Origin of the sequence: Streptomyces sp. NPDC059166, assembly GCF_042755185.1 — a bacterium.
In the GTDB taxonomy this organism is placed as follows: Bacteria; Actinomycetota; Actinomycetes; order Streptomycetales; family Streptomycetaceae; genus Streptomyces.
In genome coordinates this window covers 100,826-117,569 of the sequence record NZ_JBHZCI010000014.1, presented here as the reverse complement: position 1 = coordinate 117,569, position 16,744 = coordinate 100,826, and the positions used below count along the sequence as shown (strand labels likewise).

Below are 16,744 nucleotides of genomic sequence, written 5' to 3'. Positions count from 1 at the left end.
GCTCGCCGGGCCGGGACCGCCCGCCCGTTTGGTGCCCGCCCACGGGCCCGGGGGCCCCGGCGGGCCGCCCCCCCCCCGGCCCCGGCGCCGGGCACGGCCGCGGGTCAGCCGGCCAGGTCCGGCCGGTGGGTGACGCGGACGGCGTTGACGAGTGTCTTGCCGGTGTGAGCCACCAGGCGCACGTTGAGCTGGCCGTCGGTGACGGTGACCGTGTAGGTCTTGGTCAGGGCCTTGAAGGCGCCGCCTGCCTCCTTCGCGATGTCGAGGTCCGCGGTCCGTTCGGTGCCCTCGGTCATCACGTCGAAGACGCGCGCGCCGGGCTCGGTGCGGCTGAGCTCGGCGAAGGAGAGCTCGACCTGGTAGACGCCGTCAGGGACGGCGTCGAAGCGGTACTCCAGGGCGCCCCTGCGGGCGGTGCTCAGCAGCGCCTGCTCGTCGGTGCCCCCGACCGTCTTGGAGGTCGACACGGCGGTCGCCTTGCCGACGTACCCGTAGGATCCGGCCTCCCAGGCCCGGTCAGGGCCCCAGGTGTCGTCCCAGGCGTCCGTCACGGCGGTGTCGGAGCCGCTGTCCAGGGCGGCCTGGTACGCGGGGACGACCACGGTGACCGGCACCTTCAGCTCGGGTGCCCGCCCGCTGTCGGAGGCGACCACGACGGTGCCTCGCAGCACGGTCCCGGGGGTGACGCCGGTGGTGTCGACGGTGATCCTGAGCTGCTGGTCGCCTCCCCTTTCCAGGTGTCCGGAGCGGACGCTGAACCTCATCCAGGGCGCCGCGCCGGCCTCCTGGACGCTGTAGTCGGTGGCCGAACCGGTGTTGGCGAGGCCGAGTGTCCGGCGGCGGGTGCTGTCGGCGGGCACGACGAGGGTCATCGCCTTGTCGGGGGTGACGGTGACCACGCCCGTGGCGAGGGCGGTGTCGGCGCGGGAGGTGTCACGGGCCGACAGCCGGGCGGTCCGGCCGCGGGACGTGTAGTGGTCGGCTGACACGGTGACCTCGTAGTCCGCCGCGTCGGTGGCGGGCACCTGGACGAGGTAGGCGCCGTCCGTGCCGGTGGTGCCGGTGGCCTGCTCCTCACCGTCCCTGGTGACATGGACGGTGGCCCCGGCGAGCGGCTTGCCGTCGTTGGCGTCGGTCACGGTGCCGGAGACGTAGGCGCTGCGCTCGGGCCGGAAGGCCAGGGTGGTGCCGTCGCCGACGGATTCCTCGTTGAAGGAGTACTGGAGGGCCTTGGTGCCGTCGTGGCTCTCGGCGGCGATGGTCGCGCCCAGGCCGCGTGCGTACGGTCCCCCGGTGGCGGTCTTGTAGTGGTAGGAGTAGTCGCCGTCCTCACCGATCACCACGGAGAAGCTGAGGCGCTCGGTCCTGGCGCTGCTGGGGACCATGTCCCGCCACTCCACGACGATCTCCCGGTGCGGGGCGGTGCCGCGCTGCGACCAGTACATGGCGCCGGAGCCGGTGGCCAGCTGGAGGTTGTCCCAGAAGGGGTAGAGGGAGCCGTTGGGGTATCCGGTGTAGGGCAGGGCCCTGTTGGAGGAGCTGCTGACGTTCCGTTCGAAGGACAGGTAGCCCTCGATGTCCGCCGTCGCCTCGCGGTAGGTCTTTCCGTACAGGGCGACGGGGAACGGCAGCTTGATCGTCGCGGCACCGGCGTACGGGCCGGTCACGCTGAGCCGGGTCTCACCCGTGGGGAAGGGCGCGTCGTCCTTCACCAGGCGGCATGTGGTGCCGAAGCTGTCGCTGCGGCTGGGCAGGAGGATGTCCCGGTGGTTGGCACCGGGCGCGGCCTCGACGGCGAACGCGCCGACGGTGGCGCAGCGGGATACGGGTGTGATGGTCAACTGGTGTTTTCCGGCGGGCATCTCCAGGGTGAAGCCGCCGTCGGCGCCGGAGGTGACGGCCGGTGCTCCGGCCCAGGAGATGGTGGCACCGGCCTCAGGGCCGCCCGCGGTGCTGAGGGTGCCGGTCACGGTCGCCTTGGCGGCCACGGCGAGTTCGAGGTCGACGGTCGCGCTGCCGCCCTCGGTGACGCTCACGGTGGAACGTCCGCTGACATAGCCGTACTTGGAGACCTCGACCGTGTAGTCCCCCACCATGAGCTTGGGCAGCGCGTACGTGCCGTCCGCCTTCGTGTCGGCGGTGGCGTACATCGGGCCTTCGAGCTCCACGGTGGCCCCGGCGAGCGCCTCGCCCTCGGCGGTCACGGTGCCCGACATGCCTCCGAGCGGCCCCCGGGGGGCGGACTCGACGGCCGCGAGGGCGTCGAGCCGGCCCTCGCCGAAGACGTTGTTGTTCTCCGCGGTGCCGCCGCAGGTGGTGTCGGAGACGTCGTGGGCGGTCCGGTCCAGGAGGCGTTCGGTGGCCGGGATGTCGCCGCGGATCGCCGGGGAGACCGCCCACATCAGGGCGACGGTGGCGGCGGTGTGGGGCGAGGCCATCGACGTGCCGGACATGACCTCGTAGCCGCCGCCCGGAGCGGCCGAGCGGATGTCCACGCCCGGGGCCGCGATGTCGGGCTTGACCGCGCCGTCCTCGCCGGCGCCGCGGGCCGAGAAGACCGCGATGTCACCGTCACTGTCGAAGGCGCCGGTGGCATAGGAGTTGGTGTACGCACCGGGAGAGCCCGCGGTCGCGCAGTCGGGTCCCGCGTTGCCGTTCGAGAAGGCGGGGAAGATCCCGGCGTCGGTCCACGCCTGGACCATCGACTTGTACCAGGTGTCGATGACGTCCGCGCCCCAGGAGTTGTTCACGATGTCGGGGGCGAGGTCGGGGCGCGGGTTCTGCCCGTTGATGTCGGTGGGCGCGAGGATCCACTGACCGGCCGTCAGGAGTGCGTCCTTCGGACAGCCCACGGTGGTGCAGGCCTTGGCCGCGATCCAGGTGGCCCCCGGGGCGACCCCGATCGCGTTGCCCGCGCCGTCGTCACCGACCATGGTGCCCATGGTGTGGGTGCCGTGCCCGTGGTCGTCGCAGGGTGCGGCGCTCGGGCAGCTCGCCGTCGCGTCGAACCAGTTGTAGCCGTGGCTGTACGATCCGTCCTCCTGCAGGCCCCGGTAGCCGTTCAGCAGGGTGGGGTGCTGGTAGTCGACGCCGGTGTCGATGTTGGCGATCACCACGCCCTCGCCGCGCACGCCCAGGTCGTTCCAGACCTCGGGGGCGCCGATGCGGTCGACGTTCCACTCGACCCCGCCCTCGGCGGGCACCGTCTCGCCCGGCAGCGGATCGGGGAGCGCCACCTGGGTGTCGGCCTCGATCGCGGCGACCTCGGGGCGGGCGGCTATCTTCTCGGCGAGCGCCTTGTCCGCGGTGACCTTGAGCGTGTTGCTGACCCAGAAGGACTCGTAGTGCGCACCGGCCTTCTTGATCAGGGAACGCAGGCCCGCCTGGGTGCGGTTCGCGTGCTCGGTCCTGGTCTTGACGACGGCCTTGTCACGGGCGGTCTTCGACTTGGCCTTCCGGGCGGACGAACTGTCGGCCTCCGAGTCGAGGCGCACCCAGAACGTGGCGGTGTCCTTGTCCGTGAGCTTCCGGACGAGCGTGTCCGGCGCCTTGCTGCGGAGGGCGGCCGCGGGTGTCGGCGCCGGGTCGGCCGCAGCGGGGGCCGCGCCGAGCAGCGGAGCCCCCAGCGCCGCGGCGAGCGCGAGGGCGAGCAGCCCTCGTACGCCTGCCGGGCGTCGCCCGGGACGACGTCCCCGGCGGGGTCTCGGTGGTTGTCCTGCGTCTGGTCTCACGGGCTGACTCTCCTTCGGGAGGGCAGGCCGACGAGATGAACGTACGGCCTGCCCATGCGGTGTTGTCCGTCACCGGGGTCCGGTCGGACCGGGTGAATGACGCTGATCCCGCGGCGGGGCTCCTTGCCGGGGTGACAGGGGCGGGGGTGGCCCGCCTACGGCGCGAGCGCCGGTGTCGCCGGCCGGCCGGCGGCCCCCGCTCCCGGGACGGAAGGCACCGGCCGGTGCCCACGGCGGGTTCCCCCGGTGCGCCGTGCGCCGCGCACCGGGCGGGCGGCGCGTCCGGCGGCGGAGCCCGGCGGACGGCGACGAAGGGGTGGCACGGGCGGAGTCCTCCGACCCGGGGAGGCATGCCTCACCACATGAACTCTCCTTCACGGGAGGGGATCACGGCAGCAGTATGTGCGCGGCGGGGAGGCGGCGGACGGCGTCCTCCATGGCGACATGGCGACATGACGCCGTCTCGCCATGCCACGCCGCCCCGGCCCCTGGAGCGCTGCGGACCGGTGGCCGCCGGGGCGGCCGGGCCGGGCTCGCCGAGCGGTGCCACCGCCTCGGGTCCGGCGCCCTTCGCGCTGCTGCGACCGGCCGGCGGTCGGCCTGCTTGTTTTCAGCGTGTGAATTCTTCGGCCCGCGCCGGGCCATCGCCGCAGCTCGCCGACCCCTCGAATGGACTAGACCATAGAGGATTTCCGTAAGTCCTTTACATCACACGCCTGTTCATGGGTCACTCATGACGCGTCCACGTCACATCAAGGCGGACGTGGCGGCACCGCGCCAAGCTGAACCCCGCACCCCCTTCGCCCGACCCACCACCCAGGGTGGTGGCCGCCCCACGGCACGACCGATCAGCTACGCGGGTAGACCCATTGCCCTCGGCCGCCGACCCCCCCATCCTTCTGGAGGCACCGTGTCATTCCGATTCCGCACCCTGCGAACCGCCCGTCGCAGCACCCTGGCCGCGGCCGCCCTCGCCCTGAGCGTCGTACTCGCTCCCGCCGTCACGGCCGGGGAGGCCGCCGCCCAGCCGGCGGAGGCGGACGCGGGAATACCCCTGGGCGCCGGTTACATGGGCGTCGGCTACTCCGAGGACGGCACGGCCTTCCGGCCGGACACGAGACAGCTCGAGCTCGAGGCCGAGGGTGCCGCGTCACCGCTGGCCACCCAACTGCCGGGCATCGACGTCTCCCACTACCAGGGGTCGATCAACTGGGCCTCGGTCAAGTCCGCCGGAATCAAGTTCGCCTACATCAAGGCGACGGAGTCGACGACGTACACCGACCCCCAGTTCAGCACCAACTACACCAACGCGCATACCCGGCAGGTGATCCGCGGCGCCTACCACTTCGCCCGCCCGAACCTCTCCGGAGGCGCGGCCCAGGCCAACTACTTCGTCGCGCACGGCGGGGCGTGGTCGAAGGACAACCTGACACTGCCCGGCATGCTCGACCTGGAGGCCGGCTGCTACGGCAAGACCACGTCGGCGATGCGCACCTGGATCACCGACTTCTACAACACCTACAAGGCGAAGACCACGCGTGACGTGGTGATCTACACCAGCCCGAGCTGGTGGAACACCTGCACCGGCAACTGGGGCGGCATGTCCGCCAAGAGCCCGCTCTTCGTGGCCCACTGGACCACGGCGGCGAGCCCCTCGATCCCGGCCGGGTTCCCGTACTGGACCTTCTGGCAGTACAGCTCCACCGGTTCGGTGAGCGGCATCTCCGGTGCCGTCGACCGCGACCGCTTCAGCGGAACGGAAGCACGGCTGCTCGCCCTGGCCAACAACACCCCCTGACGGGACCGGCGGGGTACGCGGCCGTACCGGTGGGCGGGCCCATCGGTACGGCCTGCCGACCGGTACGACGATCCGCGGCCGGGCCCTGTCGGGCGCGACGCGCGGGCCGTCCGGCAGCCGCGACCCCGCCCGGCCGGTGTCGGAACCTGCCGGGCGGGGTGACGGGCACGCCCGGTCAGACCGCCAGCAGCGCCCCCAGTGCCTGTGCCGTCTCCGGGTGGCGGCCGAGGAGGAGCGCACCCGAGGGCACGGGGTGGCCGGCCTCCCATCGGACCGGGCACCCCAGCAGTTCGGCCAGGCTGTCGCAGGTCTCCGGGTGGGCGGCGAGCAGCGCGGAGCGGCCCGCCGTGCCGCTCCCCGCCACCACCTGGGTGGCCTGGGGCCGCGGCTCCGCCAGCCACGGCGGGACCCAGGAGTCCAGGTCGGCGAGCCGGCCGGGGAAGACCCGCCCGGCCTCGCGTACCAGCAGCGGGGTCAGTTCGGCGCCCTCCGCCCGCAGGGTGGTGATCAGCGTGGGCAACCAGGGCAGGAGGACCGGGTCGGGGAGCCGTGCGAAAGCGCTGGACACCGCTTCCACGACGAAGTCGGCGAGCTGCGGGACCGGCTCGAGCGCGTGCAGGAATCCGCTCAGGTAGCGGGGATAGGCGGGCACCGCCAAGGGGTTGGCGAGCAGTTCGTCGCAGCGTTGCCGCAGTTCGGCGCGGGAGAGGCGTCCGAGGTGCACCTGGGCGGCCCACAGCAGGGCCACCCGGGACTGCTCCCCGGGGTGCGACTGGGCGAACGCCAGATCCAGCTGGATACGGTCGCAGCCGAGCGACAGGGCCAGGCTCTCCATGCTGAAGAGGAACCCCAGCATCGCCGCGACCTGCCGCACCGTCACGTCCTCGTCGGTGAAGGCGGTCGGCAGCAGTGTGCAGTAGTGCGCGTATCCCGTCTTCGCGAAGGACTCGATCCAGGGCGGCAGCACGGGCCTGGTGATCCGGTAGTACGCCAGGAGGCGGCGCACCCTGCGCAGCACCTCGGGTGCCCCGTCGACGCTCCGCTCGGTGGCCAGCACCTCCAGGGCCCGGGTGCCGAGCTCGTCGGCCAGGCGGTCGCCTCGCAGGTGCAGCAGGGCGTCCTCGACGGCCGCCAGGACGTCCGCGGTGGTTGCGGAAGGTGCGTATGCCGCGCGGCGCAGGCGCTGCTCCAGCACCTGCTCGATGCTGACGCCCTCGTAGCCGAGCTCGATGAGGGCCCGCTGGTGGGTGCCGAGCGCGAGGTCCCAGGACTCCTGGACCGACTGCTTGCCGAGTTCCCGCTCCCCCATGATCGGCCGTGCGGCGCCCTGGGGCATCAGGCGGCGCAGCATCCACAGCACGTCGGAGCACTGCCGGAGCTCCGGCTGGGTGGTCATGTCCAGCAGCGCCCGCCGCACACCGCGCTGCTGGAGCTTGAGGTCGAGCGGGGCGAGCCGGTCGTGCACGTCACGGGCCAGGGGCGGCAGGGCTTCGTAGCCGACCTGCCCGATCCGGTCGCCCCCCATCAGGATCTCGACGAGCCTGCGCACATCGCGCCTGCCCGGCACGGTGTCCTTCTCGATGCAGGTGACAGCCGCGTCCTGGAAGTCGTACGGCGTGGGCCTGGCCCGGTCGCGCATGCCCGCGAGCAGGATCGACGTCTCGAACACGGCGATGGCGTCGGCGGTGGAGGCGAGATAGCCGTTGCGGCGGGCGGATCGCACGATCTCCACGGACCAGCCGAGGAGTTCGGCCTCGTCGAGCTTGTCGAGTGCGGGCGGGCTCTGCAGGAAGCCGGAGAGCCGGTCGGAGGGAGCCTCCGGGGTCACCGGGACAGCCGCCGCGACGGCCTTCCGGGAGGTCGCCGCCTTCTTGGCCCCGGCCTGGCCGGCGAGCCGGAACGGCTGCACCCGGGTGCGCTTGAGGTTCTTCGCCCATTGGGTCGCCGCGATCGACACGGACCCGGCGGCCAGGCCGAACTGGGCCTCGATCGCCGCGTGGCTGGACGGGATCAGGCCGTACTGCCAGGTGCTCCCGCTCGGCGGGCTGATCCGGAAGGTGTCGCTGCCGTGGACTCCGAACTCCGCCACCCGGCTGGACGCGTGGAACGCGCCGCAGACGTAGAGGCAGTCCTCGGGGTCGGTCCCCGTCGCGGCCAGGTGTTCGCGCATCCGGGTCCACATGTACCGCTCGCGGTCCTCGTCGACCCGGATGCGGTGGGTGTCGCCGGGGGCCAGCCGGCGGAACAGGCTGCCGATGAGGAGCATGACCTGCCGGTAGGTGTCGTGGTCGCTGTCGCCCAGCGGCAGTTCGACGTACTGGTGCCACCACTCGGACCAGTGCCGCACCTGGCCGTGGCGCAGGAGGTGCTCCTCCAGTTCGGCGAAGCGGGGCCGCAGGTCGCCGATCTCCACTCCTACGGCGTCGCCGTGCAGCGCCGCCTCCTCGTCTTTGGGAGGACCGTCCGGTGCGGCCTCCCCCGTCTCTCCGGCCTGCCACTGGAACACATGGTCCGAGGAGCGGTCGACGAGGACGAGCTCCACGCCCGGGGTCTCCAGGGCGTACGCGACGGCCTGGTACTCGGCCGACGCCTCGGTGATCGGGGCGACGACCGAGAGGGGCGCCCAGTCCGCGGGGAATCCCTCGACCTCGCTCGCGAAGGCCTGGACGGCCACGGGGAGCCGGCAGTTCCGCAGCTCGGACAGGAGCGGCGCCATGTCCTCGCACAGCTCCAGGTACACGACCTTCGGCTGCTTCTCCCGCAGCCGCCGGGCCATCGCGACCGCGGAGGCCGGCGAGTGGTGGCAGACGGGGAAGATCTCCAGGGGCTCGCGCACCGCCCGGTCGACGTCGTCGACGATGCCGAGGAGGATGCCCCGGAGCGCGTCCTCCCCTCCGGCGAACTCCGCCGCGGCCTCCTGGAGCCGGCCGCGCAGCGCCGCGAACGGCGATCCCTCGGTCAGGGCGCTCACGACAGGGTCGCGATCGCGTCGCGGCCGCCCTCGAGGAACTCCGGCCAGGAGCCGCCCTCCTCCTTGCTGCGGGGCTCGACCACTCCGTGCAGGTACTTGTTGAGGATGGCCAGGTCCTCCGGTTCGCGCCGGGCGAGCGATCCGACGAGCGAGGAGGCGAGGGTGCGCGCCGTGAGGGTGCGCTCGCCGAAGAAGTTGCTGTGCAGGATGGCGTCCTCCAGCACGCCGATCTGCTCGGCCGAGGAGAGGGCCGACTCCAGCTTCTCGTCGTCGCTGCCCGCGGCCGCGGAGGAGGCCCGCAGGTCCGCGAAGCTCTGCAGCAGTACGTCGAGCAGGGTCGGGGGCACGTCCAGCTCTATCTGGTGGCGGCGCAGCAGTTCCTCGGTGCGGAAGCGGACGATCTCCGCCTCGCTCTTCTTGTTCGTGACGACGGGGATGCGGACGAAGTTGAAGCGGCGCTTGAGCGCGGAGGACAGGTCGTTGACCCCGCGGTCGCGGCTGTTGGCCGTGGCGATCACGGAGAATCCGGGCTTGGCGAAGACGATGTTGTCGGTGTCCATCTCCGGGACCGAGATGTACTTCTCCGAGAGGATGGAGATCAGCGCGTCCTGGACGTCGCTGGTGGAGCGGGTGAGCTCCTCGAAGCGGCCGATCGCCCCGGTCTCCATGGCGGTCATCAGCGGTGAGGGGATCATCGACTCCCGTGACTGGCCCTTGGAGATGACCATGGACACGTTCCAGGAGTACTTGATGTGGTCCTCGGTGGTGCCGGCCGTGCCCTGCACCACGAGGGTCGAGTTGCGGGAGATCGCGGCGGAGAGCAGCTCGGCGAGCCAGCTCTTGCCCGTCCCGGGGTCGCCGATCAGCAGCAGCCCGCGGTCGGAGGCGAGGGTCACGATGGAACGCTCGACGAAGCTGCGGTCGCCGTACCACTTCTGGGAGATCTCCCGGTCGAGGCCGTCGGCCCGCTCGGAGCCCAGGATGAAGAGGCGGACCATCTTGGGGGAGAGCCGCCAGGAGAAGGGCTTGGGGCCGTCGTCGACCGATTCGAGCCAGTCGAGCTCCTCGGCGTACTTGATCTCGGCGGGGGCGCGCAGCAGGTCGGACATGTCTGTTGAGCCTTTCGGAGAGTGAGGGTTCACCCGCGCCGGGCACGGGTGGGAGCGTGGTGTGCGGCCGGGCCGGCCGGACCCGGCGGAGATCCGGGTCCCTGCCTGGCCGCCGGCCTCAGGTCAGGAACGTCTTGAGCTCGTGGACGAGCTTGCGTATGTGGCCGGAGAGCACCGGCGTCCCCTGGTCCTTGAAGCGTTCCCGGAACCACGGGTTCACGCTGGCCCGGCCCGAGCTGGTCACCGAGCCCACGGGGATGAACTTGGCGCCGGAGCGGTGGATGGCCGCCATGGACTCGAAGAGCGGCTCGCTCTGCCATTCGTAGAAGTCCGAGATCCACACCACGACCGTGTTGCGGGGTTCGGCGATCTTGGGCTGGGCCAGGGCCATGGCCACCGTGCCGTCGGTGCCGCCCCCGAGGTTGGTACGCAGCAGCGTCTCGAAGGGGTCGTGCACCCAGGGTGTGAGGTCGAGCGCCTGGGTGTCGTACGCGATGAGGTGGACGTCGACCTTGGGCAGGCCCGCGAAGATGGAGGCCAGGATGGTGCAGTTGACCATCGAGTCCACCATGGAGCCGGACTGGTCGACGACGACGATCAGCCGCTGTGGCGTGGTCTTCCGCGCGGTGTGGCGGTAGAAGAGCCGGTCGACGTAGAGGCGCTCCTCCTCGGGGTCCCAGTTGGTGAGGTTCTTCCAGATGGTGCGGTCCAGGTCCAGGTTGCGGAAGACGCGCTTCGGCGGGACCGAGCGGTCCAGGGCGCCGACGGTCGACTTCTCCACCTGGGTCCGCAGCACCTCGGCGACCTCGTCGACGAAGCGCCTGATCAGTGACTTCGCGTTGGCCAGGGCGACGCCGGAGAGGTTGTCCTTGTCGCGCAGCAGCTGTTCGATCAGGGACATGCTGGGAGTCAGCCGGCCGGCGAGCTGCGGGTCGGCGAGCACCTCGCGCAGCCGCATCCTGCGGACGAGCCCCGCCTCGATCGAGCCGAGCTCCGGGCCGATCTCCGGGATCAGCCGGCTCAGGTCGGGTGTCCTGCCGCCGCCGCCCGTACCGGTGGGGCCCGCGCCTCTCCCCCCGGCCCGTCCGCCGCGCAGTTCACCGGGCTCGCAGCCGAGGGCCCGCTCCAGCCAGCCCGCGTCGGACTGCCACCGGGACAACTGGCTCGCGGAGACGTTTCCGGGAGGCGAGTGGAAGACGTTCAGCAGGACCTTGGAGACGAGCGCGGCGCGGCGCACCTCGGCGGCGAGGTCGCGGTCGCCTGTCTCCGGAGCCGTCCCCGCCCCCGCCTCGGATGCCGCATCCGTCTCCGTGCGGGCGCCGCCCGCGTTCACCGTCCCGGGTGCGGTCCCGGTCTCCGGGCGGACGCCTGCCTCGGCCCCGGCTTCCGTCGCCGGCCCGGCACCGCTCTCCGCCCCGGCCGCCGTCTCCTGCGTCGCGCCGGGCACCATCAGGCCGTCGAACTCGGCGGCCAGCCCGGGGTGTCGCTGCACCACGGAGTCGACCGCGGTCTGCGGGTCCAGGAGGGCGGGCGGTAGCCCGATGTCCTCGACGACGGCGAGGCTCGCCGACTCCAGTGAGGCGTGCTCCTCGTGGTCGAAGAGCTGGGCGAGCAGGCGCCAGTAGAGGACCTGCCGGCGATTGGCGTGGGCGCTGTCGCCGGTCATCGCCATGTTCGGCTGTCCCGTCATTTCCGCAGCAGCCTTCCCGCGCGCTCGCTGAGTACCTTCACCGCGTCGGTGGCGGCCTTCTCCGCTCTGGCCCCCGCCTTGTCGGTGGTCCCTCCCGCCCAGGCACCCGCGTGCACGGCGGTCACCTTCTTCCGGACCGTGGTCTCGACGGCGAGCGGCTGCAGGGTGAACTTCCCCGCGTCCCAGCGGACGAGGGCGATACAGGCACCGGATCCGGCGACCGCCTTCGGGGTGAGCGGTCCGGCGGCGGGGATCCGGTCGGTGTCGACGTCCAGATCGACCCCGGCGACGGTGAAGGCCACCGCGTCGTCCTCGTCCGCGCGGGCCGTGTATCCCTCAAGGAAGACGGGGACGGCGATGCGCGCGGGATGGCGGTCCGCAGGCGCGGTCACCGGTGCGGTCGCGGCGGGCAGGGCCACGCGCGCCGTGACGAACGGCTCGGCCGGCTCTCCCGGACGGGCGTGGTCGTCACTCCAGATCAGGTCGCCTTCCGCCGTGACCGGCATGCCGGTGAGCTCCATCGAACGGCCTTCGCCGAAGGCCGCGAGGAGTGACATGTGGGGGCGGAGCAGCTGCCACACGCCCGCCCCCAGCACCGTGTCGGGCTTGGGCGCCGACACGGTGGCGCGCACCAGGCGCGGCGTCGAACCGTCCGCCGGCTCGAACACTGCGTGCACCTGGGCCTGAGCGGCGGTCGGGTGCTCCTGCAGGTCGATGCCGAGCGGGAGGAGACGTCCGTCCGCGGTACCCGCGACGGGTGTGGCCGCCGCCCCGGGCACGGTGAGGAGCATGCCGCGGGTCCACAGATCGGCCCACCGGCGTACCGGGAAGCGCTCGGCGGACGAGCCGGGGCAGGTTGCGGCGAGTTCGGCGGCGAATCCGTCGAGAAGCGACGCGAGACGGCGCAGCGAGGGCTCGGGGAGCATCGCGGAGACCACCTCCGCCGCGCCGGACACCACCTCGTGGTCGAGTCCCTGCCAGCCGCAGCGGGCCAGGTCGCACAGCCAGGCGCGGGCGGCGGTCAGCAGGTTGGCCGGCGCCTCCGGGGCAACGCCCGGAGCGCTCGGCTCCTCCCGGGAGCGGCGCGCGGCCTCCTCGACACGGAGCAGCAGGGCGTCGTGGGCGGCGCCGAGCAGCGCGGTCCGGGCGGCGGCCAGGGCCACGAAGTGGTCCTCGCCGGCCGCTCCGGCGGACGCCTTGGCCGATGCCTCGGCGGTGATCTCCGCGAGCGGGGAACCCGCGACGGCCTCGGCGAGGCGGGTCACGCCTCCGGCTTCCACGGACTGCGGGCGGAGCAGACCGGCCACCAGGGCCCCGTCGAAGGCGTCGACGGCGGCGAGGGCGTCGTCCAGCCCTTCCACCGGGGCGGTGAGCAGATCGGCGCGCATCAGGCGGCCGCCCTGGTCGGCGGGAAGAAGTGCATCTCGGGCAACGGCGTGGTGACCGGGGCGTGTTCGAGATACGCGAGGTGACGCAGGAAGCGGCTGAAGACGGAGGCGGCCGCCTTCGCCCCGTCCGCCTGCGGTCGGGTGCTCCGCATCGCGGAGAGCAGGGCGGGTCCGTCCGCGTCGGGCGCCGGGAGGTCGATCCGCAGATAGCGCAGGACCCTCTCCGCGCCGTACTGCAGGACGGCCTCGGTGACGAGGGCGCCTATGTGGTTGCAGAAGGAGCCGCGCGCACCACCGCAGGGCCGGTTGTTGTTGGTGCTGCAGGCGAAGGCGTACGTGCCGGCCGCGACGGACGACACGTAGACACGCCCGATGTCCGAACCGCTGGACACGACTCCCTGAAGGCGTCCGTCCGCCAGCTCGACGAACGGAACCTTGGCGAGCTTGCGCGGCCTCGCGGGTGGTGTCACCCGGGCCGTGCTCGACCTCTCCCAATCCGACAACGCGCCATCTCCAATGCACAGCTGAGGGGTTGTTCCCGCCCGATCGGCGGAACACCACTGAACCTACGTGCACCCACTGACATCGGGTCCGGACCCGGGTTCCGGCCGGCGGTCGTCACGGCCCGGCTGGGGCGGCCCCGTCGGCGAGCCCGGTGACGCGCATGGTGATGTTCAGCCGTCCCGACCTCAGCCCCGTCGCCGGATCCCCCGTGCCCTCGAGGACCCTGGGAACCCCGTGATAGGCGAAGCGCGAGGGGCCGCCGAGGACGAAGAGGTCGCCCGAGGCGAGTTCGATGTCGGTGTACGGCCTGGTCCGGGTCTCCGTGTTGCCGACCCGGAAGACACAGGTGTCCCCGACGGACAGCGAGACGACCGGGGCCGGCGACCGCTCGTCCTTGTCCTGGTGCATGCCCATCCGGGCCTGCCCGTCGTAGAAGTTGATCAGCGCGGTGTCCGGGCGGTACTCCCGGGCGGTCGCCTCGTCGCCGTACGCCGCGAGGACGGCACGGCGGCCCAGGTCGGCCATCCAGTCCGGGAACGCGGCTACGCGCCGGCCGTTCACGTCGTCCGCGGTGCGGGTGTACCGGTACGGCTGCCAGTGCCAGCCGACGCAGACGGTGCGCACGGACATGGTGCCGCCCCGCGGCAGACGGGTGTGCCGGATGGGGACGGGCCCGGTGGCCCAGTCGCGGCAGGCCGCCACCAGCTCGCGCTGCCGGTCGAGGGCGAGCCAGCCCGGAATGTGCCAGGCTCCGGGCGCGACCTCCATGGCGGGTCGCGGGATCAGGGCGTCCATGGTGCGGGCCCTCCTCGTACTGCCGGGGACACGGGAGCGGCCTTCAGGCCGCCGGGTGCCCGCTCTCCAGGTCCAGCAGCCGCCGCTTGCGCTCGGGACCGCCCGCGTAGCCGGACAGGGCCCCGCTCGCGGCGATCACCCTGTGGCAGGGGCGTACGACGAGCAGCGGGTTGGCCCCGACGGCCGTACCGACGGCGCGCACCGCGGCGCGTGGGGCGCCGATGCGTTCGGCGACCTCCCCGTAGCTGAGCGTCGTGCCGTAGGGGATGGAGTCGAGCGCCTGCCAGACGCGCCGCTGGAAGTCGGTGCCGCGGCCGACGGCGTACTCGATGCCGAAACCGGTGCGGCGGCCTTCGAAGTACGCGTGCAGTTCGGCCGCGATGGCGCCGAACGCCTCCGCGTCCCGCTTCCAGCCGCCCTGGACGGACGCGCCGCCCTTCTGGCCGGGCACGGAGAGGGAGGCGAGCGCGGTGCCGCCCTCGGCGGTGGGCGATTCCTCTCCCACCAGCAGCAGCTCGCCGAGCGGGCTGTCGATCGTCGTGTACAGCGTCATCGTCGTGGTCCTTCCCCGTTCATCGTCGCACGTCCACTGTGCGCGACGGCGCGGGTCCACGGCTGGCGGAAATCCGACATCACTGTGGCGGTGGCCTGTGACCGCTTCCGGGCCGGTGCCGGTGCCGGTGCGCGGCGCATCCGCCCTCCGCACGGACGGCGCGGGCCGCCGCCATCTCGACGACGGCCCGCGACCGGAGGGCTCCGCAGCGTCCCACCCGGCCGGACCGAGGCCGGGAAGCCGGAGGCGACCCCGGCAGGGCGGCGAAGGGGGCCGTGACCGCGTGGCGACGGGCGGCCGTGACCGGCACCCGATGAGCCCCTCCGCGCTCCCTCTCCGCCTCCACGCGCCCCCTCCGGGCTCCGTTCCGCCACGATCTCGACGAGCCCGGCGTCCCGCTCACCGGAAAGCGGTTCCAGACCTCTATTTTGGGTGTGCACCCCACGGTGACTACCGGACGGGGCGACCTGGATCACACCGTCCGGCCCGTCTGAACTTCACGAGAACTCCAGCGAAATGGCACGTGTGTGGATATCGTGCACCGAGCGAGGGCGCATCCGTCAGTCCATGAGATCGACGGATGCGCCCCGTTTGTGGGGATGCGACTGTGGCTGGGGGGTTCATGGGGCATGTCGAAATACCTGAATCGGATATATCCGGGCCCGTCGGGCTCGCCGGGGCACCACGACCACGTACCGCCGGGTCCCGTCACCGCACGGTGGCCCCGGATCGTGTGTGGAGGGCCCCGGCGACCGTCGGGCGCGATCACGCGGGGTGGCGGCGGGCGAGGAAGTCACCCGGTCCGCGGGTGCCGCTCCTCGTCCTGACCGATCTGCTGGGCCTGGGAGTTCCGGCCTGGCTCGTACTGAGGACCGGTGACCAGCCGGGCCCGTCGGCCGCGGCGGCCTCCGCGGCCCTGATGTGGACCGGGGTGCGCGCGGCACGCGGGAGGTACGCGCCGCGGCTGCCCGGCGAGGCAGGCGCGGCACACACCCCCTTCGGGGACTGGCTGGTGCTCGTCGGCGTGCTGGCCGTGCTCGTGGCGGTGACGGGCGGCGGCCTCGACCCGGCCACCGCGGTCGCGGCCCTGGCGCCGGGGCTGGGGCTGGCCGTGCTGCTCGGACTGCTGGGACGCCGCCTGCGCGGCAGCGGGCGGCTGGGGGGCCGTCGGGTGCTGGTGGTCGGGGAGGCCGCGGGCCTCAGCCGCGCGGTGAACCTGCTCAACGCCCGCAAGGACCACGCCTACACGCCGGTGGCCGTGGTCCCGGTGGGCCCGGATGCCCCGGACTGCGGGACGGCCGTGCCGGGGCGGCTGGCACCCGAGCCGGCGGACGACGACGTGTCCACCGTCCTCGGCGGGGCCTTCGCCCACGAGGCGGACCTGGTCCTCGTCGCACCCGGGCCCCAGCTCGACGAGGACCGGCTCCGCCGGCTGGCGTGGGGTCTGCACGACGGGGGCCTGTCCCTGTGCGTGCTGTCGGACCTCTCGGGCGTCGCCGCCGCCCGGGTGCGCCCGGCGTCCGCGGCCGGGCTGACCCTGCTCCATGTGACGCCTCCGCTGCGGCGGGGCGCGCAGGCCGCACTGAAGACCGTGGTCGACCGGACGGGGGCCGCGCTGGGCCTGCTGTTCCTCGCGCCTCTGTTCTTCGGGGTGGCCCTGGCCGTACGGCTCACCTCCCCTGGTCCGGTGTTCCACCGCCAGACCCGGCACGGGCGTCACAACAGGCCGTTCACCATGTGGAAGTTCCGCACCATGGTCGCCGACGCGGAAGCCCGCAGGGATCAGCTCTCGGCCGCGAACGAGAGCGAGGGGCCGATGTTCAAGATGCGCCGCGATCCCCGGGTGACCCGGATTGGGCATGCCCTGCGCCGCACCTCGGTGGACGAACTGCCCCAGCTCCTCAACGTACTTCGAGGTGACATGTCCCTGGTAGGACCGCGCCCTCCGCTCCCGGAGGAGGTGTCGCGCTACGACGAACGCGAGTTGCGGCGCCTCGCCGTGCGGCCCGGGCTCACCGGCCTGTGGCAGGTGAGCGGGCGGTCCGACCTCTCCTGGCAGGAGACGGTTTCGCTGGATCTCTGGTACGTGGACAACTGGTCGGTCACCACGGACATGGGGCTCCTGGCCCGGACGGTGCGTGCCGTCACCGACGGCCGCGGGGCGTACTGAGACGTGGTGGGGGGACACGAGGGAGGTCGCGTGCA

At 72.6% G+C, this 16,744-nt stretch carries 10 protein-coding genes; 2 read left to right on the top strand and 8 right to left on the bottom strand.

The window, feature by feature from the left end; all coding sequences use genetic code 11:
• Positions 1 to 104: 104 nt before the first annotated feature.
• Positions 105 to 3,731 (bottom strand): S8 family serine peptidase, encoded by a 3,627-nt coding sequence (locus tag ACFXOA_RS13370; RefSeq protein WP_385026266.1) that lies wholly within the window; start codon positions 3,729 to 3,731, stop codon positions 105 to 107.
• A 910-nt stretch (positions 3,732 to 4,641) separates the two neighbouring features.
• On the opposite strand from ACFXOA_RS13370, the gene ACFXOA_RS13365 reads away from it, so the two are divergent.
• Positions 4,642 to 5,529 carry a GH25 family lysozyme gene (locus ACFXOA_RS13365; protein ID WP_385026263.1) on the top strand — a complete coding sequence of 296 codons (888 nt, stop codon included), beginning with the start codon at positions 4,642 to 4,644 and terminating at the stop codon, positions 5,527 to 5,529.
• Between the two features lie 175 nt (positions 5,530 to 5,704).
• Here the strand turns inward: ACFXOA_RS13365 and ACFXOA_RS13360 are convergent, their stop codons facing one another.
• The 7 genes from ACFXOA_RS13360 to ACFXOA_RS13330 form a co-directional block, all read right to left on the bottom strand.
• The gene (locus ACFXOA_RS13360) at positions 5,705 to 8,500 is read right to left on the bottom strand and encodes a hypothetical protein (protein ID WP_385026260.1); all 2,796 of its coding nucleotides are present in this window, start codon (positions 8,498 to 8,500) and stop codon (positions 5,705 to 5,707) included.
• A complete protein-coding gene (locus ACFXOA_RS13355; RefSeq protein ID WP_385026257.1) occupies positions 8,497 to 9,609 on the bottom strand; it encodes an AAA family ATPase in 1,113 nt (370 codons plus the stop codon). The genes ACFXOA_RS13360 and ACFXOA_RS13355 overlap by 4 nt, the downstream gene beginning before the upstream one ends.
• 118 nt (positions 9,610 to 9,727) lie before the next feature.
• On the bottom strand, positions 9,728 to 11,299 hold the full coding sequence (locus tag ACFXOA_RS13350) for a VWA domain-containing protein (protein WP_385026254.1): 1,572 nt from the start codon (positions 11,297 to 11,299) through the stop codon (positions 9,728 to 9,730).
• Positions 11,296 to 12,687, bottom strand: a complete 1,392-nt coding sequence (locus tag ACFXOA_RS13345) for a hypothetical protein (RefSeq protein ID WP_385026251.1) — start codon at positions 12,685 to 12,687, stop codon at positions 11,296 to 11,298. The genes ACFXOA_RS13350 and ACFXOA_RS13345 overlap by 4 nt, the downstream gene beginning before the upstream one ends.
• The gene (locus ACFXOA_RS13340; RefSeq protein WP_385026248.1) at positions 12,687 to 13,190 is read right to left on the bottom strand and encodes a hypothetical protein; all 504 of its coding nucleotides are present in this window, start codon (positions 13,188 to 13,190) and stop codon (positions 12,687 to 12,689) included. Before ACFXOA_RS13340 ends, ACFXOA_RS13345 begins: the two co-directional genes overlap by 1 nt.
• Positions 13,191 to 13,305: 115 nt before the next feature.
• The gene (locus ACFXOA_RS13335; RefSeq protein WP_385026245.1) at positions 13,306 to 13,986 is read right to left on the bottom strand and encodes an alpha-ketoglutarate-dependent dioxygenase AlkB family protein; all 681 of its coding nucleotides are present in this window, start codon (positions 13,984 to 13,986) and stop codon (positions 13,306 to 13,308) included.
• Positions 13,987 to 14,029: 43 nt separating this feature from the next.
• Complete coding sequence (locus ACFXOA_RS13330) at positions 14,030 to 14,539, bottom strand: methylated-DNA--[protein]-cysteine S-methyltransferase (RefSeq protein ID WP_385026242.1); 510 nt, start codon at positions 14,537 to 14,539, stop codon at positions 14,030 to 14,032.
• Positions 14,540 to 15,161: 622 nt separating this feature from the next.
• Here ACFXOA_RS13330 and ACFXOA_RS13325 point away from each other — a divergent pair.
• Positions 15,162 to 16,709 carry a sugar transferase gene (locus tag ACFXOA_RS13325; protein ID WP_385026239.1) on the top strand — a complete coding sequence of 516 codons (1,548 nt, stop codon included), beginning with the start codon at positions 15,162 to 15,164 and terminating at the stop codon, positions 16,707 to 16,709.
• Positions 16,710 to 16,744 lie beyond the last annotated feature (35 nt).